Raw genomic sequence first — 24943 nt, 5'->3', positions numbered from 1 at the left:
GAAACAACCTGCCAGTTCCTTTTCATCACCAAATTGCATAAAGATTTTCTACAGAAATCCGTCAATTTCCGATACATCATCTATCTTATAAAGACGTATCATTTTTATTAAAAAGATGCGCGTGAAATAAAAATATGAACAAAAAACCAGTATTTTATGATTCATCAGGGAAAAGAAAGCGACGCTTTGCATTGGCAATCGTGGCTTTTTTTGCGTTGCTTTTTTTGGCTATCGCTACCCTTTTTGCGACAGTTGCCATCCCTTCTATTGGTCAGAACTTGCCTTTTTCTGTAGGCCGTCCTCCGATCAAGGCTCAACCAAACGGGATAATGCCGCATCCGCGCATAAATCTTCATCATGCCTTATCGCGTATCGGTTTGATTAAAACCCCACCGAAACAGCCTAAAAACGCTTTAAGCATGGTCTTTTACACGCCATGGGATGATGCCAGTATCGCGTCATTATCACGTCATATCAATGATATTGACTGGCTCTCTCCCGGCTGGCTTTCTGTTACAGGTGCTGATCACCACTGGACAGAATTTCCTGATCCGCATGGGCACGCCATTATCAACAATGCCAAACAACGCCCAAAAATCCTGCCAATGATCCAGAATGTCAGTGGTGGCGAATGGGATGGAAAAAATGCAGCCTCTTTGATGCGCGATCCAGCAGCACGGTTGCAATTCCTCAATAATGTTGAAAATTTTCTGGTTAAAAATCAAGCGGATGGTGCCGTTTTCGATTTTGAATCCTTGTCGGCGCAGACGCTGCCTTTTTATCTGCAATTATTAAAAGAAACCCATGATCGTTTTGCTGCGCATCATTGGATTTTGACGGTTGCCGCCCCTGTTGCCGATGAAGCATGGAACTTGCCGGCCTTTGCCAAGGTAAGCGATAAGCTTATTTTGATGGCCTATGACGAGCATTACCCTGGTGGAGAAGCCGGTGCCATTGCGTCAAATGACTGGTTTATGGATGTCGTAGAACAGGCAACCCGTAATCTGCCTCCTGAAAAGGTAATCGTGGCATTAGGATCTTATGCCTATAGCTGGAAAAAAGGCGGCGATACCGATGCTATTTCAATAGAACAGGCATGGCTCACGGCGCATGAGTCCGGAACCTCCCCTGTCTTTGATAAAGATACGGGTAATACACATTTTTCTTATAGCGAATCTGGCATCACTCATGATGTCTGGATGCTGGATGCTGTCAGCTTTTACAATCAAATTAAAATGTCCCATCACTTGGGATTCGATGCTTTTGCTTTATGGCGACTTGGCTCGGAAGATCCCTCTTTATGGAATATATTCGGTAAGACGCATTTCGTCCATAACGGTGCAAATACAACAGAACCTGCAACAGATCCCTTTAAAGCTTTAACGCATATTCCAGCTGGTACCGAAGTTGATATTGAAGGTACCGGGGAAGTCTTGCGTGTCGCCAGCCGTCCAGTAGCGGGCGAACGACAAATTGCCGTTGGTAATGATGGCCTCATTACTGATGAGCGCTTCTCATCCATCCCCCTTCCTTATGCCATTGAACGGGCAGGTTATCGTCCAGGGATGATAGCTCTCACCTTTGATGACGGACCAGATCGGAAATGGACACCTAAAATCCTTGATATTCTCAAGAAAGAGCAAGCGCCTGCGACATTTTTTATTATTGGTGAAAATGCCCTCACCAACCGAAGCTTGCTACTACGAGAAATCGCAGAAGGGCATGAGGTAGGAAACCATACCTACACCCATCCCAATTTGGGCATGGCCAGCGTTCAAAGTACGGTTATCGAAGTCAATGCGACCCAACGCCTTTTTCAAGCTTTCACGGGACGATCACTAAGACTTTTCCGCGCCCCTTTCTTTGGTGATGCAGAGCCAACGACAGCCGATGAAATCGATCCGGTATATGCGGCTCAAAAACTAGGCTATCTTTCTGTTGGTTTGCATGTTGATCCCAATGACTGGCAACGACCACAAAAAGACGAAATTATCCAAAGGGTCATGGATCAAGTCAGTCAGGCTACCGATCAGCATAGCGATCAAATTGTTCTTTTGCACGATTCTGGCGGTGACCGCACCCAGACCATTGCTGCCTTACCAGAGATCATTCACCAATTAAGGGCAAAGGGATACAAACTTGTTCTGGTTTCGGATTTAATCAATTTGAAACGCGATGAAGCGATACCTCCCTTAAGCCCTGTCGAAAGGGTATCTGCGCGCTGGAATTTCGCACTCTTTTCCTGTTTGGGTGCCTCTGTGATTGCCCTTCGCTGGATTTTTGCGATTGCTATCACGCTAGGTATTCTTCGCGCGCTATTTCTTTCGGCTTTTTCTATTATACAGGCCCGAAAAGAAAACAGATTGGTTTTCCCGCCAATAGCGCCTGATCGTACAGTCAGCGTACTCATTCCGGCCTTTAATGAAGAAGCCGTTATCGAATCCTCTATCCATCGCGTTTTAGCCAGTAGTGACGTCAATAATATCGAAGTCATTGTTATTGACGATGGCTCAACCGACAACAGCGCTGAAATTGTCGAAAGCCAATTTGCAGACGATCCCCGAGTTCAGCTTATTAGGCTTGAAAATGGGGGGAAAGCACGGGCGCTTAACTATGGCGTAGCTCAGGCTAAAGGCGAAATTATCATAGCGCTTGATGCCGACACTCATTTTGAACCCCAGACTATTGCTCGACTAACCCGCTGGTTCTCAGATCCCAAATTGGGCGCTGTTGCAGGCAATGCGAAAGTTGGCAATCGGGTAAATCTTATCACCCGCTGGCAAGCGCTTGAATATATCACAGCACAAAATCTAGAAAGACGTGCAACGGTTCTTTTGGATGCTATGACCGTCGTTCCAGGGGCTGTGGGCGCATGGCGGGCTGAAACCTTACGTCAAGTTGGTGGTTTCCCAGATCAGACATTAGCCGAAGATCAAGATTTAACGATCACTATTCAGGAACGTGGATGGACGGTACGCTACGATCCTTATGCTGTTGCTTGGACGGAAGCGCCTGAAACTATTCGTGCTTTGGCACGACAACGTTTCCGTTGGGCTTTTGGAACGTTACAATGTCTGTGGAAACATTGGTCGATTATCAAAAATTGTCGTCCTAAAGGATTGGCCTATATAGGCTTGCCGCAGTCGCTTGTGTTCCAAATTGGCTTTGCAACGATATCGCCGATTATTGATCTTGCCTTGGTTATCAGCATTATCGCTACCGTTTTTGCGGTTTATCAACATGGCTGGGTGCAGCAAGGCGATAACCTTCAAAAAATGGCAGCCTATTGGAGCGTCTTTACACTCATCGACTTAATGTCAGGGGTCGTCGCTTTTGCATTGGAACGTAAAGAACGTTGGTCTTTACTATGGCTCTTGATCCCGCAACGGATCGGTTATCGTCAGATAATGTATTACGTTGTTATCAAAGCCCTGACGCAGGCCATCAGAGGCCCCAAAGTGGGATGGGATAAATTAGAAAGGTCAGGTCATGTCCAAACAGAAAGTAATAAATAAATTACCAATATAGATTATATAAAAATATATTCATTATTGGTTTTTTCATCTCATATATGGATTTTAATATGGCAAGCCGGCCTCAATACACTTTTAGATTTATCTTTTTTGCTGGCATTATAGGCCTTGGGCTATGGACAATCCGTCATTTCTGGCCGGCTCTGATTTGGAGTATTGTGCTCGCCATTGCTTTTTGGCCGCTCTGGCTCAAATTAAAAAATGCCATGGGAGAAAAACATGAAAAAGTTTTATCTCCGGCTTTGGCAACTATAGCCATTGGCGTTACGTTAATATTGCCTTTATTATTTTTTGCCTTTGAAATCATGAATGATTTTCAGGCAGCGATCCATTTCTTTCAGAATTTGAAAAGCCAAGATACAGCTCCCCCGACATGGTTTAGTAAGATACCTTTTTTTAGCGAAAATTTGATCAACAAGTGGCATCAGTTTTTTGCACCATCCTCACAAGATAGTAGCCAAATATCGTTACATCAGCTGTTGAACGGTAATCTGATTAATCATAGTCGGGCGTTTGGAATGAATATCGCCAGACGTATCACCACTTTCTTTTTTACTCTTATGAGCCTGTTTTTCCTGTTTCGATCGGGTACAGAATTACAAAAAATGTTCCTAAATGTCAGTCGGCGGCTCATGGGGCCCGATATGGAACGCTTTGCCCATCAGGTTGTTCTGTCGGTTCGTGGTACTCTCGACGGATTAGTTCTGGTCGGATTGGGTGAAGGTGTTTTATTAGGCATCATCTATGTTTTTACAGGAACCCCTCATGCGATTATGTTCGGTGGCATGACGGCAATCGCAGCCATTATTCCTTTTTGCGCTCCGGTTATGTTCTGTATTGTAGCGGCGATTCTCGCATCACAAGGTCATCTTGGGGCGGCTATTACGGTTATCGCTTTGGGAATGCTTATTCTTCTCATTGCTGACCATCTTGTCCGTCCAATTCTTATCGGAGGCGCCACAAGATTACCTTTTTTGTGGGTTCTGATCGGCATCCTCGGCGGCATTGAAACCTTCGGTTTATTAGGCCTATTTTTAGGCCCCGCGCTTATGGCTGTTCTCATCATGATTTGGCGGGATGTTGCTGAAGGCCCTCATTTGAACGAAGAATAAAAAAGGGGCGCTGTTTGCAGCGACCTATCCATAGAATCTAAAAATAAAGCTCACCTCGGTTACCGAGGTGAGCTTTATTAATTTTCAGCGTAATCTATTAAATATTTTAATGGCCAATTTCATTCCATGCAGAAAGCAAATCAGCTACCGCTTTTTGCGCCTCTTTAATATGGCTTGGATCTAAAGTCTTTATCGTCTGGCTAAAAACATGCCGGATATAGGCATAGCTCCGAAAAAGGCTTCTTGCGACCTCTCCGCCTTTTTCAAAGTCAAGAGAGCTCTCAAGGGTACTGATAAGACGAAAAATCTTTCCCTGTGCTTGATAGCGTTTCTCGCGATCGCCCTGATCAAGCGCCGATTTGTAAACATTGAATTCACGGATCAATTCTTCATACAGCAATGTAATCAACCCATGTGGGGTTGCGTTCATCACTTTCGTATCAATGTCGACATCCCGATATCGGGCTGCAGCCCGAGAAAAAGGTGAATAATTCATCTTCTACGGTTTAAAACCTCCCAAGCCCTTTTATCTTCTTCTAGCTGCTGCTTGAGCTGCTGCTATTGGTCCACAGCGCGACTTGCTGCTTCAAGAAGCTCAAGGTCGATTTATAGCCTGAAACCGCAGTATTCATAGCCGTAAATTGCGATGTCAATCGAGTCCGATAATCGGTCATTTTAGACGTCAAATCAGTTTCTTTTTTCGCAATAGAGGTCGTGACCTTGCTATAAGTATTGCTACTAGCGGTCAGGGCACCACCTGTCGCCGTCATATTCTTATAAAGCTGGTTTACAGCTCCACCAACCCCAGAATCGATTGAAATCGTCGAATCCGTAACGCTGCTTCCACTAATTTTCAGCACAAGACCTGCTGCTGGAGAATCGGAAGAAGCAATTAAGCTTTTTCCTGAAACCAGCATATCCTTACCATTTAATTTGGCACCTGTAATATTACCAGAATCATCATAAGTGACATCTGATAACTTATAGGTTCCTGGCGTCACTTTGCTGATGCTGCTTGTAATCGAAACAGCAGAGTTGCTGGTGCTTTGCGTTGGATTGAACAAAGCTTCAACAGAATCCGGATCATTGGCCAATGCCGTATCAAGCTGCGTCGTGTCAGCAGACAAGGTACCGTCACGGTTAATGCTGACCCCGACTTCACCTAAAGTAGAATAAGTACCATTTGAAGATAGCTTCTGGTTAATCATGTTATTCAAAGAAGACTTCAGCGTCCGGACACCTGAGTCATTTGCCAGAACGCCCGCTGTAGTAGAAGACGTACCCAAAGCCGTGTTGGTGCTGATATCAGAGTAAAGCTGGTTATAGGCATCAACAAAGTTCAAAATAGATTGCCGAACATTCGCCGTTTGACGCGTTGAGCCTAAGGTAACAGGCTGCGTTGATGTCGATTTTAAGGTGATGCTAACCCCAGAAACCAAATCATCAAAAGTGTTGGAGCTACGCGTTACATCGACATTGTTATAAGAAAGCTTGGCATCTTGAGCCGCAACATTGGATGTCATGCTGCCACTATTAGAGCTCTTGTCATAATTTATGTCGGAAACGCCGCCTGAACCGGAAATGCTAAAGCCATAAGCGTCACCGGTCATGCCGGTAACCATCAACTGCTGCTGCCCTGATGACTGGGTCAAAACGGTTGCAGTAAAACCGGCTTGTTTTTTATTAATTGCTTTAGCGACATCGGAAAGCGATGAACCCGCATCAATGGAAACCGTTGCACTACCATAGCTATTCGTAAAGGTCAGCGATCCAGCATCAAAGGTTTTGCTCGTATCATAACCTCCAGTGCTGATGCTCTGCGCCTGCGCCAGCTGCTTAACCTGAATAGAACCAGAAAGATTGCTTAACCGTGATCCCGTTTCAGCGGTCGCCGTCATAACAGAAGTATCAGAAACACTTGGCTGCGTTAAAAGCGAACCACCACTAATCAAACTAGCCAAAGAAGTGTTTAAAGTACTTAAATCCGAGGTAATTGTGCCTAAAGCCGATATCCGATTGGAATTGGTAGTACTTTGCGCATCCAACTGCTCTTGAACCGGATCTTGGGATGCCGCGACAAGCTCATTAACCAGATTAGAGGTATCAAGCCCTGACCCAGCACCCAAAGTCGTCAAGATCGAAGACAAAGAAGATGATGATGACGTTGTCGCCGCCGCCGTGGTGGCTGCCGTCGATGAGGATGTAGATGTTACGCCAGAAGTTGAGCTTGTCATAAAACAATCCTTTCACCCTTCATAACGGCAGAAGAGGTTCAAAGTTAAATAGTAAAAACGAACCATTCCGGAAACATAAAACGGCCAATTTGCTGGATTATAGGTTCTTAAAGTCTATTTTTTTGCCTGATGACCGTTTTCATCAAAGCGGACTTCATCCGGGACATCAATCACAGGTAGCGTTAACCCTGGCTCACCTGCATTAAGACGGAAAATAAAGGCCAGAATAGAGGCTACGGCTTTATATAACTCTTCCCGTATTAACTCACCTGAATTGGAGGTGAAATAGATTGCTCTGGCCAAAAGCGGATAATGCAAAACCGGCACATCATTATCATCAGCCATTTCACGCAACGCCAAAGCGAGTTCATCAACCCCTTTAGCCATGACGATAGGTGCTATATCCTCTCCGGCTTTATATTTTAACGCAACCGCAAAATGGGTCGGGTTAGCAATGACAACGGTAGAATCTTGAATGGCCTTACGGTTAGATGCTCGGAATACAGCAATTTGCCTCTGCCGGACAGCGGCCTTTATTTCAGGCGAACCTTCTGTTTGTTTATTTTCATCCTTAATTTCCTGCTTACTCATCCGAAGGCGCCGATTACGCCTCATAATTTGGATAGGAACGTCAATCGCAGCAACCACGGCCAAGGCTAAAGACAACACCAAGACTAATATTAAAAATATATGCCCGATTTCATTAATCGCTGCTTTAAAATCATGCCGCCCCAATTCCATAATCAGGGGCAATCGTTGCCATAAAATCCATAGACCAAGGCTACCGATAAGCAAAATTTTGACGATTGATTTTCCTAATTCCCAAAGGCCTTGCAGCCCAAAAATACGGGAAAAACCGGCAATTGGATTTAATCGATCTGCCTTAAAATTCAAAGCTTCCCATCGAAACCCCAAAGAACCTAGAACAGTTGGTGCTGCAATGGCAGCAACCATCATCAGAATAAACAACATCGAGAAAGGCAGAATAATACAAGCTATTAAACGAGAAAACGCAGAGAAAGGGTCAAAATTGCTAAAGGCGTTAAAGTCAAAAGAAAGTCCCATCTTTAGCATAACCGTCAGATCATGAACCATTGTATGACTGATCATCAAAAACCATGCCAAAGATGCCAACATGGCAAAGGCGATCCCCAATTCTTTCGATTGAAGAACATCCCCCTTTTCGGCAACTTCTCTTAATCTTTTCGCCGTTGGGGCTTCTGTTTTTTGGTCTTGTTCGACTTCACTATCAGCCATGCCCCGCTCCTGTTTTTGCTAGCTTATCTGCCATATCGAGGCCAGAACGTATGGCATCCATAAGCCCTTCACCAATAGCTGGAGCAGAAATGGCCATTAAAAGAATACCGATAATCAAAGCCATCGGCATACCAACTGCAAAAAGATTAAGAGCGGGTGCGGTTTTCGATAGAAAACCCATCATCACCTGAACCAGAATAATAGAAAACGTAACCGGCAGAGCAATCAGCAAACCAATTGAAAAAAGCTGCCCCGCAAATTCGGTTAATTTCAAAAATAGCCGGCTATCCAATCCCGGGCCCCCTACCGGCATCGTCTGATAGCTTTCGGCAATAATCCGTATCAAAAGAAGATGACCGTCAGCAGCCAAAAAGAAAAAAGCACCCAAAATAGTAAATATCTGCGTCAAGACATTGGAATTACTGCCATTGACGGGATCAATCATCGACGCAAAGCCCAAACCCATCGCGTTCCCGACAAGTTCACTGGTGCAATATCCTGCCGAATAACCAATTTGAACAGCAAAGCCGATGGCAATACCGGTAACAATCTCTCCTACTACCAAGAATAAACCGGTGAAGGAGACCAGCCCTGAATCGGGCAAAATCAAATGCGCGTCCATGACAGAAGGTAATCCGACAGCCAAAGCCAGCATAACCCTAACCGTAACCGGAAAGGCATTGGCGCCCAATAATGGTGCCGCAACAAAGGCAGCGCCTGGCCGCAACAAAGCAATTAACCATATCCAGAGATAGTTTTCTATCTCTGCCAGATGTGCTGGTATCATCGCAAACCGCTCATTAACGCACTAAATCCGGAATCCGGCCGTAGGTTTCATGCATGAAATCGACAATCAAACCAAAAATGCTACCGCCAAACAAAGCCAGAATAAGCGCAATAACGACCAATTTAGGCAAGAAACTTAATATCTGCTCGTTAAGCGATGTGGCGGCCTGAACCATACCAATTAGTAAACCCACCAACAAAGCCGGTATCAATATCGGCGCAATAGCCAAGGCCGTAATCCACATGGCCTGTTGCGCAACACCAATGAAATAGTCGGGATCACTGCTCATTGGATAAAGGATCCTGCTAAAGAACCGATCGTTAAGGCCCAACCATCGACCATAACAAACAACAATAATTTAAATGGCGCTGAAATAATCTGTGGTGACAACATCATCATACCTAAAGCAGTCAATGTGCAGGCCACAACAATATCGATAATAATAAACGGTAGAAAAATCAAAAAACCAATTTCAAAAGCCGTTTTCAATTCGCTGGTAACAAAGGACGGAACCAGCACGGTAAATGGAATAGAATCCGCATTTTCATAGCGCTGGTGATGCGCCAAATCGGTAAAGAGTTGAAGGTCATTTTTACGGGTTTGCTTCGTCATAAAGCCATGCAAAGCTGTACCAGAACGCATAATGGCTTCTTCGATCTGAATTTCTCCCTTTCCATAGGGAGAAAAGGCAGTCGTATTGATCTGATCCAGAACGGGACGCATCACAAAAAGAGAAAGAAACAAAGCCAAGCCAATTAAGACCTGATTAGGCGGTGTCTGCTGTAAACCGATTGCCTGACGGAGCAACGACAACACAATAATAATTCGGGTAAAACTGGTCATCATGAGAATGATAGACGGCAATACCGTCATCAAGGTCATCAACAGCAATATTTGCAGCGATAAAGTCAGCGGCTTCCCGTTATTAAGGAATGTATTCATTCCACGACTTAATGCGGCACTACTGGCTCCAGCGTTGCGATCAGCGGGCGGTGCTGGTGGCGTTGGAGCCGATGGAGGAGCCGGTTTTGCAGCCGGTGCAGGCCTTTCTGCTGCATGGGGCGCTGTTGGCGCATGCTGTGCTGTTGCCGGAACTGCAAGGGACAATGATGACAATAAGCCAATTAAAATAAGCCATTTTATTTTTGAAATGCCCAATTTCTCGCATTGTTTTTTCGAAAATTGCCCAGAAAAAACAGTGACAGGCTGTTTGTAATTAGCGGCTGTCATCAGATTACTTATCCCCTATTTCGGGTAGGTCAGGTAAAGAAAAAGCGGGTGAGCTATCTGTTTCGGATAAACAGCTAACTGTTGTATCTGTCACTGCCAGCAATAGCTTTTTATTAGAGAATTCAACAACGACCAGCTGCTGCCTACGCCCAAGTCTTAACGTCTCGATTAACTTTATTGTGCGCCCTTTTTGGGAGAATTCTGATTGTAACGCAGGCAACAGATTGAATTTCTTAAGCAACCACAATGTCAGTATGATTAAACCCGTAATAATAATTAGCGGAATCATCATACGCAGGAGATAGCCGCCGATCATGATAATCAATCATCCCCAACAGAATTGTTTTCGTTGGAAACAACATCAACAATCCGGACACCAAAACGGCCATTAACCGTAACGACTTCGCCTTTAGCAATCAACTTACCGTTTACGACTACGTCCAACAATTCATTTGCCTGACGATCGAGCTCAACCACACTGCCTTCAGCAAGATCCAATAACTCGGCTAAAGACAAAGAAGTAGAACCTACTTCCAGTGACATCTTTACCGGAATATCGGATAACAAGCCTAAATCTTTAGCGCGCTTTGACTTGACCGATTTATTCTCTTTTCCTGTTGAATCGTCGCTCATATTTCCCGTTCCTGTTCAAGTTTTTCAACTAGCAAAGCTGTTTTTCCGTCACGATCACCAATGCTGCCATAAGCGATTTTTTTCGTACCAGCAATCAAGGGTAATTGCTCTGGCATATCGATCGGAATAACTTCACCGACTTTAAGATTTTTTAGCTGCCCCATCGTAATTTGAGGGCGCGCTAAAACCGTTTTTATCGGAATGGGAATAGCCGAAACGGCAAGACGCATCCGCTTTGTCCAGTTTTCATCAGCTGGCCCGGCATCATCGTGCACTTTTGTATCAAGATGCATTTCGAAAGGACGAAGGGTTGCCCGAGGATAAACGATAGAAATCCTAGCTGCCCGACCGTTACCCGGAACAATAGTGAAGCGCTGAACAACAACCGCTTCATCATTCCGTATCATGGTAACATAAGCACCATTCGTCTCTCTCGAGAGGAATTGTGCGTTTAATTGCACCACGTCAGACCAGGATTCAACAACACTTTCAGCAATGGTATCTGAAAGGCGAACAAGCAACCGTTCTTCGGCTGGGGTAAATTCTTTGGCACGGGAAGGCGTAACAATACCCGTCCCACCGTAGAACGCATCAACCAGCCCCGTAATAAACTGAGGATCCATAACGATCATGGTTCCGCCCTTCAACGGCGCCAGACGATATAGACTGATACTGACAAATTCGGGCAAATCCCGCCGCCATTTTTCAAAGTGATGGATATCAACACCATCAACGGTGACTTGTGTGCGGGCGCGGGCAAAAGGCTCGATGATAAGCCTTAATCGACGCGCTAATTTTTCAGCGATCCGTTCCAGACCCGCCATACGGACGATAGGGTTAAGCGTTTCCTGACCGAAGACAAATTCCGTTTTTTCCTGCGGAGAATCTTCTTCAGGATCATCACTACCCAGCTCGGCCAGCAAAGCATCCATTTCTGCGCCGGATAAGGAGGTCGCCTCGTCCTGATCTTTTGAGGATTTCGGGGATTTACTCATTGGATAAGAAAACTTGTAAAATAGACGCTATCAACACCACCAAAGCCTTCTTTATCTTTAAGAACGTTATTGATGACATCCTTAATTTGATTTTGAAGCTGCTTTTTACCGGCTTCCGTCGATATTGTCTGGTTGTCCTGATTAGAAATGGTCATCAAGATAGCTGATCTGATCGGCAGCTCATCCTTTTTGACATTATTAATCACCCTATCGTCATAATAGGTAGAAATGCCAATACCGATTTGCACCAGATTGCCACTATTCTGCACATTTGAGATAAAGGGCTTATCAAAAGCAAAATAGCTGGCTTTGAACTGTCCCGAAGAAGCATCTTTTTCATCTAAAGGTACTTTTTTAGGTAAGTTCTCATCAACTTTTGATGCACTCGCCTTGTTATTATTATTAGCCGTGGCTGGCGCAAAGATAGCGGGCATGTATCTAGGCAAAAAATATCCGCCCGCGACGCTACCAATAGCAACAAGCACGATAATAATGACTACTAAAATCAGGATTTTCCCAATAGATTTTAATAAACCGCCTTTTTTGGGCAATTTCGCGTCGTCTTCGCTCACTTACATCCCCTGTTAAGCGTAACGCGCACGATTCTTCTGCTCTTCAGCAAGGTCATCGTCCGGTTGTTCATTTCTTGTATTATTAATAATCGGATCGGCAACGTTAGACCGTTGCTGATAGGCCATTTGCTGATTAGCTTGCTGCCCTTGCCCCGATTCCTGTGACATGGTCTGGCTGTTTAAATCAATCCGTGCATCCGTGATATGTACTCCTTGAGAATGGGCTTCATTCATCAAATCATGACGAGCACCCGCAATAATGGACTGAGCAGCTTCGCTGCTGGCTGTCATATGGACAGCCACCCCATTATCCGCTGATTGCATGGATACATGCAGCATACCAAGATGGTCTGGATGTAAGTTAAAAGTCAGATTAGTATTGGAACCTGAAGCCGTCGCAATATCACGCGTCAACTGATCGAGCCATAGGCTCTGATGCGCTAAATCAAGCTGATTATTAACGCTAACTTGATCTTGACTGGGGACTATATTCCCTAATGCAATATTATTATTTTCTGCATTCGTTTTACCAGCCGTAGAAACCAAATTTGCAGCTAAGGCCATCGTCGTAGAGAAATCATTATTTCCCGTTGAAGAAACATTTTCGTCTGAATGAACGCTTTCAATTTCGACGTCTTTTTTAGAACTGACACGCTCGTCCGATATTGTGCTGACCGAACCCGTTTTAGAAGCACTAGCGCTGCCGGAAAATCCTGAAACCTGACTTTGTGAAGCCAAGGTATAAGCATTTCCTTGATTGTTATTACCAATCGCTTGAGCATTCAGTCCAAGAAAGTCATTGGATGACGCCATGCTTGCAGATGCAGAATCTACAGTTTGTTGGCTATTCTGTGCCTGATCTTCTGAACGGCTCAAAGAAGCATTTGCCGTCTCTTTACCATGGCTATCGCCTTTTTGAAGACGAGGTGCCACTTCGGCTACAATATTCGGTATTGCGTTGCTCTGATTTGCCGAAGCTGTGGTTATGGGCGTCGTTACGGCCGCTGTTGGCACAGAGATCGGCGTAGCAGGCCCATTTTCAGCCGCAGCGGGCTTCTCACTATTTTCAGATAAAGATTGCGGCATGTCTGTCGATACAGAGGCCGACACCACAGCAGAAGCCAGAACCGAAATATACGAATTGTCACTCACGCCCTGCTGTAAAGCATCAGCGAAATTGCCAGCGACAGAAATTGACTGTCTTGTCGGATCAGAAAATTTCGTAGTGTCGCTCTTAACGTCATTGGCCTTTGCCATAAGAGCAGAGGTTAAATCGGTTAGAACAGATTTTGAATCGTCCGCTTTTATCGTCAATACAGGTTTATCTGCCGTAGAAAGAACCGTATTTTGAGAACGCGCTGCATCCACACTTCCGGTATCAAGCGAAAATTTTGTCTCAGCTAATTTTACGGCATCATCATCCACAGAGACCATTTTGGGATCATTAAAAATGGCTGGAGATATCGATAGATTCGATACAGAGGCTGCCGTTGTATAACTGGTATTATTATCGGCTTGACCAGAAATCGACGTTACATCTTTTAACCCGGATGTGATGGGAGAGGAAGCCATCGCCGCATCATTCACATTATTCTGTTGAGCAATCGTAGCCTGAACGGCAGAAGCCAAAACAGGCGAAGCACTCATGGCAGCAGCCAAGCCAATCAAACCATTATCTGCGACATTATTGGAGATTTGGCTTTGATCATCGCTATCAGATAAATCTTCGTTGACTGTGTCACTTGCTTGCGCATCATCGGATGATGCGATTTTAGCGTCAGAGGCAGTCTCTGGATCGGTCTTCAATGCCGATAAGAAAGCAACATTATAACCAACATTTTGTTGGAGCGCCGTTTCAGCAGGCTGCGGCGTTTGGCTTTCTTCTGTTTCTGGTAACCATCCAGAAATAGAATCGCTGTCATCATCCTGATCTACATGAACACCGACCGAAGCCAATAAATCCATAGAGTTCTGCGACAATTTTTTAACAGAAGGCAAGGTGTAATCCGCGTCATCATCCGACAAAGCAACGACGGGATTGGCATCCGCATCATTCTGATTATCACGTTCTGATGTGTCTTCTTGCACCGTCGGCTTATCAGAAAGTATTTTCTGCTGAACCGCCACTTTTTGCGCAGGGACAAAAGATTTTGCCGGGGCATTTGATACAACCGAATCTTTGGGGCTTACGACCAATGTTGTTTTCGTCGATGTATCGGCAGCTGTGGTCTTATCGGTTTTACTTGCTTTCAATAAAGGTGCCGCCGTCATTAGATTGGAATCGGTCGATTTCTTGTCGGCAACAATTATCTTTTTTGCATCAGGAACCGATACTGCCTGAACAGAGTTCAACAGATCATCAAACGGATTCGCTTTCGCTTTTTGCGTACCGCCCACGGATAAACCAGAAGCAGAAGAGGTCGAAGAAGACCCTGCCGAAGATAGAATTGGCGTGACATCTGTCATAATGCTTCACCTCGTTTAGGGGGGCGGTGCCCGTTTATAGTCATCAGACGACGTTCTTGAGTCTTCTGTATTTCTTCTTTTACGGCATCATGTAACTTTTTTGCGGTCTCATGCTGAATTTTTGTTTGAATTTTTTTCTGGCGCTGTCGCTCTACGACTATTTGCGCCTGATCCAGCATCGCCGTCAAATCCTTATAAGCCGTATCCAAACGCAGCATCAACTCTCCAGCATTCGCCATAGTGGCGCCATTTACCCGACCTGTGACCGGTTTTAATGAAGACTGAATTTCGGTTAACCGCTCGACAGAGGCGGATAAACTGTTGACCCGACCTTCCGCGCGCATCAACTCATTTTGCGCCTGTAAATGCTGAACATGACGCACTTTAGCAATTCTTTTCCGGCGTGAAAGTTTCTGCGTCATCCAGCGAACCTTTCTATCAGAGCGGCAATCGAAGTGGACAGATCCACTCTCTCATTTTGTCCCTGCCGAATAAAGTCCAAAACATCTTTATGACGATTAATGGCTTCATCAATAGAGGCATCGGTTCCGCTACGATACGCGCCCATCAGGATAAGATCACGGTTTTCTTCGTAAACAGACCACAAACGGCGAAGATGCGCCGCCGCCTGCTTGTGTCCAGACGTGATAATATCACTCATCACACGGGACAGCGATCTACCAAGATCAATAGCTGGAAAGACTCCCTGCTCCGCCAAAGAACGAGACAAAATAATATGCCCGTCGACAATTGCTCTTGCTGTATCGACGATAGGATCATCAGGATCATCGCCATCGGCCAATACCGTATAGATAGCGGTAATCGATCCTTTTGAATGAATATCGATACCAGCTCTTTCGACCAACCGCGGGATAAGCCCCAAAGCAGAAGGTGGATAGCCTTTGATCGTTGGCGGTTCACCAAGGGATAGACCGACTTCACGTTGGGCATGGGCAATACGGGTCAAACTATCGATTAACAAAAGAACTTTTTTGCCTTTTGCTCGAAAATACTCGGCAATAGCCGTTGCCCGCATTGCAGCTCGCAAGCGTAATACAGGTGGATGATCGGCAGGTACCGCCACGACAACACTTTTGGGACGAACATCCTCGCCAATTTTGGTCTCGACAAAGTCGGTTACTTCGCGTGACCGTTCACCGATCAAACCGGTGACGATAACATCTGCTTTCGCACCAGCAATCATCTGCCCCATCAAGACAGATTTACCGACACCTGATCCGGCCATAATCGCAATTCGTTGACCAACCCCTGCCGTCAATAAAGCATTGATAGCCCGAACCCCCATATCAAAAGGCTGCGTAACGCGCCCACGATTAAGAGGGTTGCCCATTTTTCCGGTCAATGGCCAATATTCATCAGTAATCACAGGACCCAAGCTATCCAGTGGCTCCCCCAAGGCACCAATAACACGTCCTAGCAAACCATCTCCGACTTGAACCACACTTAACTGTCTATCGGGCTCAACTCTTGCACCGGGATTATGTGGCGCATCAGAATCAAGCGCCATAAGCAAAGTATGCTTACCCCGAAACCCGACGACCTCAGCGCGAGAAGACTGACCATTGGCATCCATGATAAGCGCCCCATGACCGATAGGCATGGGAAAGCCTGTCGCTTCCAACATCAAGCCATCATAGGCGACCAATTTCCCAATCCAACGAGGGGTGCCCTCGTCAATCGAGACATGACCAAGGATACGACCCGCATAGGCAGCCAGGCTTTCGCTCATGCTTCGGCTCCCACCTCAACCAAAAGACCATCCATTTTTTCCAAAAGGCTTTTGGTACCGTTTTCAATATAGCCTTGGCTGGTTTCCAGCCGAACGCTACCTTCCGGTAAAGATGGATCTTCTTTGATTTCAACAGGTAAAGCGACACCACCCAATCTTGAGATATCCGCCGGATTAAGAAACATGCAGCAAGGCTTCATTTCGTCGGTAATCATATCGGCGACCGCATCAATCCGCTTTCTCAAACGGACAACATCGATCGGAACTTCACCTATAATCTGGTGAACCAGACGATCGACGACATCGGCCAAAACAGAAGCCAAGGCACGTGGCGGTTCAGCCTTTAAGACTTCCAAAGAACGAGCCAATTGACCAACGGCCTGCCGTTCTTCTTTAACTTCAATTAGGGTACTATTCCGACCCTGCTGGAAACCCTGATCATAAGCTTCTTTTTTTATAGCTTCTACATCGACCGGAGGCGGCAATATCGCTTCTGGCTGAGGCATAGCTTCTTCGGCTTCTGCCGCTGCCTTTTTTTCCGCCTCGGACTGAACCGATTCTTCAGAAGAAGATTTTTCGATTTTGTCCTCTTCCTTGGGTTCTTCTGGCACCAAGCCAAAACGAACCACCCAAGGGACAAAAGGCGGCTTTGCCTTTTTTATGGCAACGAAAGGCGTTTTTTGAGCAGAGGTTTTATCTGCCTCTACAATCGCTTGAGCTTCATAAGGTTGGATGTCTTGTCTGGGGTCATCAGACATAGTCATCCCCCTTGCCTAACATAATAGAGCCGCTCTCGGCGAGTTTACGTGCAATATTGAGAACCTGCTTCTGGGCTTCCTGAACTTCGGATACCCGCATAGGTCCACGTTCGGCCATTTCGTCTTCGATCGCTTCGGCCGCACGTTTTGACATACAACCCAGCATCCGGGACTTAAGCTCTTCTTGCGCACCTTTAAGTGCCACAACCAGAATATCGTTATCGATCGCCCGCAACAGAGTACCGAGGTTACGATCATCAAGATCGTTAAGATCGTCAAAGACGAACATTTCGTCTTCGATTGCTCTTGCCAGCGATTTATCCATTTTGGAGACCGCCTTCATCAGACGCTGTTCACCATCGCTCATATTATTAACGATCTGGGCAGCTTCAGCAGCACCACCACGATGTGCACCACCAATAGCATTGGCACCACCACCATTGGTCGAACCCACTCTGGAAACTTGTCCCAATAACAGGCGTTCAAGTTCTTCTAAGGCTTCAACCGAAACAGTATCGAGGGTCGCAATACGGTAAATAATATCCGGTTGCAGACCATCATCCAGCTGTTCAAGAACATCGGCTGCCACAACAGGATCAAGACAAGCGAGCACCAAGGCGGCAATCTGCGGATGCTCGTTTTCGATCAGCGTCGCAATCGTGCGGGCATCCATCCATTTCAGGGTATCAAGAACCGTTGTATGGGCAACAGGCGTGATACGCGCCATAACATTTTCAGCACGTTCCTCACCCAAGGCCAGTTCCATGATGCTGCGAATTTGCTTATCCGCATCAAAACCGAGCGTTGTTCTGGCTCTTGCCCGCGTGGTAAAGTTATCAAGAACCGTTTCGATTTGCCGTTGCGAAATATCGGAAACCGCAAACATGGCTTCACCCAGACGCTGAACTTCTTCAGGATCAAGGCGGCTAAGAATAGAAGCCGCCTCTTCCTTCGACATCAACATCATCAGAATGGCTGCGGATTGGGTGCCGCTTAATTCTTTTTTGCTATCGGCGTCCTCAGCCATTGTGACTCTCCAGCGATTTGAGGTCTGAACGCATCATGTCATGCACAACCAAAGCAGCACGGGCGGGGTCTTGTTTGACGAAATGTCGTACCATTTCGACCCTTGCTTTATAGCCCGGAGCGGCATCAATCATATCCAGAGTAATGGCCTGACTATTGCTTTCTTCAGAAGGTTCTTCGCCTTCTGCGATCAGGTTGTCGATGTTGGTTTGTTCCAACTGCGGCAACGGATTTTCAGCAATGCGGCTTCTTTCAGCGGCTTCTGCGCGCGCTTTCAGGAAAGGACGTGCAAAGCCGAAGATAACCAAAGCCGCAACCAAAAGAGCCGAAAGGTTACGTGCCAATAACGGCACCCAGCTATTTTGATACCAAGGCAGGCTAAAGACACTGCCACCCATGAAGTCAGAAGAGCTGATCGCAACAACATCACCACGCGATGCATCAAAACCGATGGCACCTTTGATCAGCTTTTCAAGCTGGGCAACCTGTTCAGGGGACGGCGGTTTACCGTGGTTAATCTGACGAAGAGCCAGCGCAACAGAAACCCGTTTTACTGATCCAGTCGGATTGCGAACGACAGATACTTCACGGCCTAATTCATAGTAACGGTTGAAGTTTTCAGAGGTTCTAGACTGCGCCTGCTGTGCCGTTTCTGCCGGAACAGAACCAGGTGCACGGGCATTTTGTCCTTGCTGTGCCTGCTGACCATTCTGGCCATTTTGAGCATTTTGCTGATTATTGGGCTGCGCTGGTGGCTGCAAATTAGGCGGCGGGTTCTGGGTCGGGTTCGCAGGCGTCGGAGGCATGTTAGACATAGCACCCGGAATGCCGCCATTCTGATCAGGCCCACCGTCTTTATTCCAGCTACCACTTTCAGAACGAAGAGAGCCTTCTTTCGGATAGCTTTCTCTTGTTGCCTGACTTTCGGTGAAATCCAGATCGGTATGAACTTCAGCAGTAAAGTTGTTTTCACCCAATAATGGCACCAACAGCTTGTTCAAAGCATCCATATAACGGGCTTCGATGGTTTGCTGTAACCGCAACTGACGATCATTGGCATCATTATCAGCATTAGAAGTTGCCGATAAAAGATGGCCCGCCTGATCCACAACTGATACCGCTTCAGGTGCCATACCCGGCACTGAAGACGCCACCAAATTCTGGATAGCCTGCACCTGCGTATTTGACAGGTTGCGGCCAGTGACCAGTTTCAGCATGACAGAGGCTGTTCCATGCACCTGTTCGCGAACAAAGGGGCTCGGCTGTTGTTCAGCAATATGCACCCGCGCCTGACTAACAACGTCAATGGTTTCAATCGTGCGGGCTAGATCGACTTCACGTGCCGCCCGCAATCTCTCACCTTCAACCGCACGGCTCGCACCCAGCGGCAAAGAGCTGATCATATGATCGCCATCAGGTGCCGATTTCGGCAGGCCTTGCTGCGCCAAAAGCATCCGCGCTTTGTAATAGTCTTTTTCCGAGACCGAGATAACGCCATTATTGCGACTGATCGTGTAATGAATACCGCCGGTATCCAATACGCTGGCAATAGATGCCCGATCAGCATCGCCTGCACCCGGATATAAATCCCGCTGTGGTGGTGCCGATAACAAGAACCAGATCAACGCCCCGATCGCCGTCAAACTAATCAGCCCCATCAAGGGCAGACTACGTTTGATAGCGGGTTGCTGAACAAAGTCTTTCACCCGCTCGTAAACTTTGTTTACGCGGTCGTTATTGGCCAGAAAGTTAGCCAAAGCGCCAGAGGGTGCCGGAACGGCGACACTGCCAGCCGCATTATCCGGTGTAGGAACAACATCTGCCATTTATTACACCGACATATTCATAATGGTTTTATAGGCATCCATCAGGCGGTTACGCATTTGCAGGGTTGCCTGAAAAGCGACGGAGGCTTTTTGACGGCTTAACATGACCGAAGCGATGTCGGTGGTTTCGCCTTTTTGATAAGCATCCTGTGCTTCTGTGGACTGGATGTAGGAATCATTTACACTCGACATGGCGTCTTTAAGGGCATCATTAAAGCTTAAGATACCCCCGCTTTGGCTTCCGTCGGCAACAGCCGAGGTACCCCCTACCCCGTTCGTTGCCGAGGTTGATAATCCGGCAGCATTTTTTAACGTGCTGGCACGCTGCAAAATAGAATTTTGCATCTCGGTAAGGCTGGATGTATCAAGCGTGGTCATAGTTTTCCCCGAATATATCGGTTATAATCCGATTTTATTTTAATAATTGAATGGCAAGAAAAGATGATGGCGTTATGAAGCCGTGCGCATACCGGCGAGCCTGTATCGCAAGGTGCGTTCGCTGATCCCCAGCCGCTGCGCCGCCTGACGACGATGGCCATTAGTAGCCAGCAAGGCTTCTTCGATAACTTTATGCTCAGCCGCACGAGCCGCATCTGCCAAGCCCAGAGAGAGATTTTTTCTCGCATGGTCTCCGATGGAATACGGAGCGCTTTCAACAACAGCTGTTATAACCGGCGGGTTCAGAAGATCAGCAGAATCTATTAGAAGATCGCTCGCTTCGATCCGCACACCGCGATGTAAAAGAATGGCGCGTTGCAGGCAGTTTTCAAGCTCGCGCACATTTCCTGGCCAGCTATGTCTTTGCAAAAGATCAAGCGCGCTATTGGTCAACCACGGGAAATCCGTATCGGCAGGTGCATGACGAAGCAGCAAGGCTGCGGCCAAAACGCGGATATCCTGTTTCCGCTGTGCCAAGGGCAATAAAGTGACCGGCACAACATTTAACCGCCAATATAGATCGGCACGGAAATTTTTCGCAGCGACTTCCTGTGCAAGATCACGGTTTGCCGCAGCGATAATTCTTACATTAATCGAGCAAGGTTCAGAAGCGCCTATCGGAAGAACTTCCTGTTCTTGTAAGACACGTAATAATTTAGCTTGCAGCCCCAGCGGTAATTCTGACACTTCATCTAATAACAGTGTGCCACCATCTGCTGCACGGAAAAGCCCTTTATTATCCGCCATCGCACCAGTGAAGCTGCCTTTAACATAACCAAAAAGCATCGCTTCCAGCATGGTTTCAGGCAAAGCCGCACAGTTGACAGGGATAAAAGCCTGATCTGATCGGCGTGACATTCTATGGATATAGCGGGCAACGCCCTCTTTTCCGGTGCCGGTTTCGCCCTGCACAAGAATAGTTGCATTGCTGTCCGCAATACGGGCGGCGATATTTAACAGGTCAACGGTTTGTTTATCCCCGACAGCAGGCCGTCCAGCTGGTCTGACCAATCCCGCGATCAAAGCGAAACCAAAAGAGCAATCCGAAGATCCAAAACTGATTTCTGCGGGCTGCCCTGCCCTGTGAAATTTCAGCTTCGGCAAAGCTTCACGAAAATGGATAATAACGTCTCGTTGACCGGCTAAATGCCGTTCATAGGGAGAAAGCAACCGAATGATAAAAGCCGAAGGTGTTTTTCCCAACGGAGCGCAGCTTAGCCCCAGACTATTGAGCCATGGTGCTAATGCAGGCATCTGGTCGGCCACGATAGGGCTGACACCGATAGCTGCATCGGCCAGACTGTCGGTCTGACCTTGTTTTCCCCTGTTTCTTTCCATCAGGATTTCCGCCTTCTTAAAAGGATGCTTCCATCCGCTAGGCGCTGTTTTTACAGTCACCTAACCGTGATTGTTGGAAAAGCAAAAACTATGCCATTTTATTTCCCATTCTCTTATTTAACCGTCAAAAACCCTTTTAGGGGTTAAAATCAAGCAAGATTTTCTATCGAAATATTTCTGACTGATTGGGGTATAAGACTAACCGTACAGGCTGTTTCTTAATATTTTCAATAGCTTGAATGGGAAATTACACCCCGATCAGTCAGAAATAAGAAAGACAAATAACGGGATAGACCGCATTTTTATGTCTCCCTAGCGATAGGTCTATTTCGGATAGGGTTGATTAAAAAATGACACGATACTTCGAATATGGATAAGAGTCGCATCTAAAAGCGTCAAAATTCCGTCAACACTTTAATTATAAAAACAAGCTTATTTTAAGCTAAAAATAACATCTTCTTATTCTGGCAAGGGTTCAATTCTAAGGCTCAAAAAACGTAAAATAAAAATAAAAATCATTTTATTTCAATGATTTAATATTTTTAGAAGACAATTTTTTAAAAAAATTAAAGCGAAGAATTAAAAAAAAATCAGGACTGGTCGTTACTGAATTTATGGCGGTCACGGACCTGAAACATAGTCCTGCTGCCCCTCTCTAACGGCTCTTTTTTTTGAGAAGGAATTTATTTGTGACCGTTATTAATACCAACACCAGTGCTCTTCGCGCCCAGAATGCTTCACGTCAGGCTGATACTGCTCTGAACACCTCCATGACCCGTTTGTCCAGCGGTAAGAGCATCAACAGTGCTTCTGATAACGCTGCCGGTCTTGCTATTTCCAGTTCCATGACCGCCCAGATCAACGGTATGAACCAGGCAATCAGCAACGCCAACGATGGTGTTTCTTTGGCTCAGACTGCTGACGGTGCTTTGGGTGAAGTCACCAACATGGTACAACGCGTTAACCAGTTGGCTGTTCAGTCTGCCAACGGCACCTACCAGGCCAGTGACCGTACTGACATGAACACTGAAGTTACGCAGCTTCAGGCTCAGATCAAACAGGTTATCGGTGGCACCAACTTCAATGGTAAAGCACTGTTCAGCAGCACGGCTTCAACGAGCTTCAAAATCCAGACCGGTGCAACCAACGCAACTGCAACCGATCAGGTCACGATTTCTATCGGTAGCCTTTCTACCCTCGGTAAAGTCGTCAGCTCCTTGTCTGTTTCAACCTCAACGGCAGCTCTCGCAGCACTTTCCACCATCAGTGCAGCTCTGACCTCCGTCAACACGGTTCGTGCAGGTCTCGGTGCTTCCGAAAGCCGTCTGAGCTCGGTCGTCAACAACCTGACCACTAACGTCACCAACCTGTCTGACGCTCGTAGCCGTATTCAGGACACTGACTATTCTTCTGAAACGACCAACCTTGCTCGTTCACAGATCCTCAGCCAGGCTTCAACCGCCATGCTGGCACAGGCTAACCAGTCCCAGCAGAACGTTCTGACCCTGTTGAAGTAATCTTTACTTTAAAACAGTTTCAAAAGAACAAAAAAGAAGCCGCCCGATATTCGGGCGGCTTTCTTATTTTAAAGACAATTAAAAACTAAAAAGAATTAAATGCCATTCATTTTATAAGGAAGCTGACCGATATGTTTTACCTTTTGGGTAACATCCATATCAAACCACAGCTCATAACCAGAACTTCTTACTTTGACGCTAAAGACAAAATCTTCCCCAAAAATGGCTCTTTCATCTTTATCTTCATATTCCCGTAAACCAAAAAAGAAATAGGGTTTAGGAAGGTTATCAAAAACTGACATTTTAATCAGCAGGCAGCCCGTTGGAATAAAGACAGCAGGCAATAATCCATGATCGACCAAATCTTCGGGCTTTTCGACTATCTCATTACCAGCCAAAGAAAATTCTTCTAATCTTTTGCTATAATTAGCGCCGATAATATCCTTGTTATGGGACAAAAATCTTGTGATGGTATCTGGTGGCACATCCATATCACTGTCCAAAAAGAACAGATAATCGGCTTGAGCCTCCTGTGCCATCGCAACACAAGCATTACGCGACACAGAAATATTCGGCGATTTATTGTTAATCAAAATGAAGTCGACATTAGGTGTTTGTTGCATCATCAATGCGGTCGAAATCATAAAATCGACATGCACCATTGGGCCTGATGGAAAACAAAGAGCAATTTTCATCGGCGCATTGGATGGTTTTGCTGTCATGATACGGTCCTTGCAGCAAAGCGGGAATAGAAAAAGAACTTACCAAATAACCTGAAAGATCAGGCAGAAGGCGGTAATTGTTTGGCTTTTTCAGCTTCCAGTAGTTGCTGTTCCATATGCAAACGACGTTCTTCAATCTCTGGCATATGGTAAACCCGCTGACCAATGCGGCCAATATCGGCAGATAAATTGGCATCACACCAGATGTCATAGCCCAATTCACGGACGCGATCACAGAAGACGAAGTCATCGCCCATGACATCATCCTGAAATACATCATAATAAAAATAGGGTAAATTCGGATCGAGCTTTTTAAAGATATCGGCCTTCACCAATAAACATCCACCCGGCATATAGCGCATTTTCAGCAAGCCATTCGCCAAGTCTTCTTGATCCTGATTGTCATCAGTGATGCCCAGCAAGTTATAAGGCGCAATCGGTTTCGGATAAGTAACGCCAATGATATCTTTTTTATGGGCTAACAAACGATGCAAAACATCATTCGGGAAAGTAATATCACCAAATAAAAATAAAATATAATCGGCATCCCAATTTAGGGATTCTTTTACTGCTATATTTTTGGCACCGGCCAGAATAGAGGATCGACCACAAATAACATTGGTTTCCAAATCTTTTGCATGTTGAATCATACCCATGGCGCTGATTGAAAATTCAACCAAAATCATGTCACCCGGTGCAATAATCGCGATTGCGATTTTTGGCTGTTTGGTTTCGCCCTGTTCCATGTA

Annotated in this window: 23 protein-coding genes; 3 read left to right on the top strand and 20 right to left on the bottom strand. The window is 46.0% G+C overall.

Translation table 11 applies throughout. The annotated features are described in order from the left end of the window. Nucleotides 1-134: 134 nt before the first annotated feature. Together FBY58_RS03325 and FBY58_RS03320 are read left to right on the top strand one after the other, a co-directional pair. Nucleotides 135-3515 (top strand): glycosyltransferase, encoded by a 3381-nt coding sequence (locus tag FBY58_RS03325; RefSeq protein WP_141919484.1) that lies wholly within the window; start codon nucleotides 135-137, stop codon nucleotides 3513-3515. A 68-nt stretch (nucleotides 3516-3583) separates the two neighbouring features. Further along, on the top strand, nucleotides 3584-4645 hold the full coding sequence (locus FBY58_RS03320; RefSeq protein WP_141919483.1) for an AI-2E family transporter: 1062 nt from the start codon (nucleotides 3584-3586) through the stop codon (nucleotides 4643-4645). A 106-nt stretch (nucleotides 4646-4751) separates the two neighbouring features. Here the strand turns inward: FBY58_RS03320 and fliS are convergent, their stop codons facing one another. The 18 genes from fliS to FBY58_RS03230 form a co-directional block, all read right to left on the bottom strand. Next, entirely contained in the window at nucleotides 4752-5141 is a 390-nt protein-coding gene (gene fliS, locus FBY58_RS03315; RefSeq protein ID WP_141919482.1) for a flagellar export chaperone FliS, read from the bottom strand. 40 nt (nucleotides 5142-5181) lie between these two features. Beyond that, nucleotides 5182-6879 carry a flagellar filament capping protein FliD gene (fliD, locus tag FBY58_RS03310; protein ID WP_141919481.1) on the bottom strand — a complete coding sequence of 566 codons (1698 nt, stop codon included), beginning with the start codon at nucleotides 6877-6879 and terminating at the stop codon, nucleotides 5182-5184. 114 nt (nucleotides 6880-6993) lie between these two features. Then, nucleotides 6994-8136 (bottom strand): flagellar type III secretion system protein FlhB, encoded by a 1143-nt coding sequence (gene flhB, locus FBY58_RS03305; protein WP_141919480.1) that lies wholly within the window; start codon nucleotides 8134-8136, stop codon nucleotides 6994-6996. Next, nucleotides 8129-8923 carry a flagellar biosynthetic protein FliR gene (gene fliR / locus FBY58_RS03300; RefSeq protein WP_141919479.1) on the bottom strand — a complete coding sequence of 265 codons (795 nt, stop codon included), beginning with the start codon at nucleotides 8921-8923 and terminating at the stop codon, nucleotides 8129-8131. The genes flhB and fliR overlap by 8 nt, the downstream gene beginning before the upstream one ends. 13 nt (nucleotides 8924-8936) lie before the next feature. Continuing rightward, the gene (locus FBY58_RS03295) at nucleotides 8937-9212 is read right to left on the bottom strand and encodes a flagellar biosynthetic protein FliQ (protein WP_141919478.1); all 276 of its coding nucleotides are present in this window, start codon (nucleotides 9210-9212) and stop codon (nucleotides 8937-8939) included. Then, nucleotides 9209-10153 carry a flagellar type III secretion system pore protein FliP gene (gene fliP, locus FBY58_RS03290; RefSeq protein ID WP_141919477.1) on the bottom strand — a complete coding sequence of 315 codons (945 nt, stop codon included), beginning with the start codon at nucleotides 10151-10153 and terminating at the stop codon, nucleotides 9209-9211. Before fliP ends, FBY58_RS03295 begins: the two co-directional genes overlap by 4 nt. A gap of 4 nt (nucleotides 10154-10157) precedes the next feature. Beyond that, entirely contained in the window at nucleotides 10158-10469 is a 312-nt protein-coding gene (gene fliO, locus FBY58_RS03285; RefSeq protein WP_141919476.1) for a flagellar biosynthetic protein FliO, read from the bottom strand. 5 nt (nucleotides 10470-10474) lie between these two features. Next, on the bottom strand, nucleotides 10475-10786 hold the full coding sequence (gene fliN, locus FBY58_RS03280; protein ID WP_141919475.1) for a flagellar motor switch protein FliN: 312 nt from the start codon (nucleotides 10784-10786) through the stop codon (nucleotides 10475-10477). Continuing rightward, the gene (locus FBY58_RS03275; protein ID WP_141919474.1) at nucleotides 10783-11781 is read right to left on the bottom strand and encodes a flagellar motor switch protein FliM; all 999 of its coding nucleotides are present in this window, start codon (nucleotides 11779-11781) and stop codon (nucleotides 10783-10785) included. Before FBY58_RS03275 ends, fliN begins: the two co-directional genes overlap by 4 nt. Further along, on the bottom strand, nucleotides 11778-12353 hold the full coding sequence (fliL, locus tag FBY58_RS03270; protein ID WP_141919473.1) for a flagellar basal body-associated protein FliL: 576 nt from the start codon (nucleotides 12351-12353) through the stop codon (nucleotides 11778-11780). The genes FBY58_RS03275 and fliL overlap by 4 nt, the downstream gene beginning before the upstream one ends. Nucleotides 12354-12365: 12 nt before the next feature. After that, the gene (locus tag FBY58_RS03265; RefSeq protein ID WP_141919472.1) at nucleotides 12366-14819 is read right to left on the bottom strand and encodes a flagellar hook-length control protein FliK; all 2454 of its coding nucleotides are present in this window, start codon (nucleotides 14817-14819) and stop codon (nucleotides 12366-12368) included. Further along, a complete protein-coding gene (locus tag FBY58_RS03260; RefSeq protein WP_141919471.1) occupies nucleotides 14816-15241 on the bottom strand; it encodes a flagellar FliJ family protein in 426 nt (141 codons plus the stop codon). The genes FBY58_RS03265 and FBY58_RS03260 overlap by 4 nt, the downstream gene beginning before the upstream one ends. Then, nucleotides 15238-16569 (bottom strand): FliI/YscN family ATPase, encoded by a 1332-nt coding sequence (locus tag FBY58_RS03255; protein ID WP_141919470.1) that lies wholly within the window; start codon nucleotides 16567-16569, stop codon nucleotides 15238-15240. Before FBY58_RS03255 ends, FBY58_RS03260 begins: the two co-directional genes overlap by 4 nt. Then, nucleotides 16566-17327, bottom strand: coding sequence for a hypothetical protein (locus FBY58_RS03250; RefSeq protein WP_141919469.1), 762 nt, complete (start codon nucleotides 17325-17327; stop codon nucleotides 16566-16568). The genes FBY58_RS03255 and FBY58_RS03250 overlap by 4 nt, the downstream gene beginning before the upstream one ends. Continuing rightward, nucleotides 17320-18354 (bottom strand): flagellar motor switch protein FliG, encoded by a 1035-nt coding sequence (gene fliG, locus FBY58_RS03245; RefSeq protein ID WP_141919468.1) that lies wholly within the window; start codon nucleotides 18352-18354, stop codon nucleotides 17320-17322. Before fliG ends, FBY58_RS03250 begins: the two co-directional genes overlap by 8 nt. Beyond that, complete coding sequence (gene fliF, locus FBY58_RS03240) at nucleotides 18347-20179, bottom strand: flagellar basal-body MS-ring/collar protein FliF (RefSeq protein ID WP_141919467.1); 1833 nt, start codon at nucleotides 20177-20179, stop codon at nucleotides 18347-18349. Before fliF ends, fliG begins: the two co-directional genes overlap by 8 nt. Before the next feature lie 3 nt (nucleotides 20180-20182). Further along, on the bottom strand, nucleotides 20183-20557 hold the full coding sequence (gene fliE, locus FBY58_RS03235; protein WP_141919466.1) for a flagellar hook-basal body complex protein FliE: 375 nt from the start codon (nucleotides 20555-20557) through the stop codon (nucleotides 20183-20185). 72 nt (nucleotides 20558-20629) lie between these two features. Beyond that, nucleotides 20630-21955: a sigma-54-dependent Fis family transcriptional regulator gene (locus FBY58_RS03230; RefSeq protein ID WP_141919465.1), complete on the bottom strand. Its 1326-nt coding sequence runs from the start codon at nucleotides 21953-21955 to the stop codon at nucleotides 20630-20632. A 689-nt stretch (nucleotides 21956-22644) separates the two neighbouring features. Between FBY58_RS03230 and FBY58_RS03225 the strand changes: the two genes are divergently transcribed. Beyond that, nucleotides 22645-23472 (top strand): flagellin, encoded by an 828-nt coding sequence (locus tag FBY58_RS03225; protein ID WP_141919464.1) that lies wholly within the window; start codon nucleotides 22645-22647, stop codon nucleotides 23470-23472. 95 nt (nucleotides 23473-23567) lie between these two features. On the opposite strand, the gene FBY58_RS03220 is transcribed toward FBY58_RS03225, so the two are convergent. Together FBY58_RS03220 and FBY58_RS03215 are read right to left on the bottom strand one after the other, a co-directional pair. Continuing rightward, entirely contained in the window at nucleotides 23568-24194 is a 627-nt protein-coding gene (locus FBY58_RS03220) for a glycosyltransferase family 2 protein (RefSeq protein WP_141919463.1), read from the bottom strand. Between the two features lie 59 nt (nucleotides 24195-24253). Further along, nucleotides 24254-24940, bottom strand: a complete 687-nt coding sequence (locus tag FBY58_RS03215; RefSeq protein WP_141919462.1) for a glycosyltransferase family 2 protein — start codon at nucleotides 24938-24940, stop codon at nucleotides 24254-24256. Nucleotides 24941-24943: the final 3 nt, after the last annotated feature.

The organism is Zymomonas mobilis (assembly GCF_006715975.1).
Taxonomy (GTDB): domain Bacteria; phylum Pseudomonadota; class Alphaproteobacteria; order Sphingomonadales; family Sphingomonadaceae; genus Zymomonas; species Zymomonas mobilis_B.
Note: the sequence above shows the minus strand (reverse complement) of the source record. Positions and strands in the feature narration are given on the sequence as shown.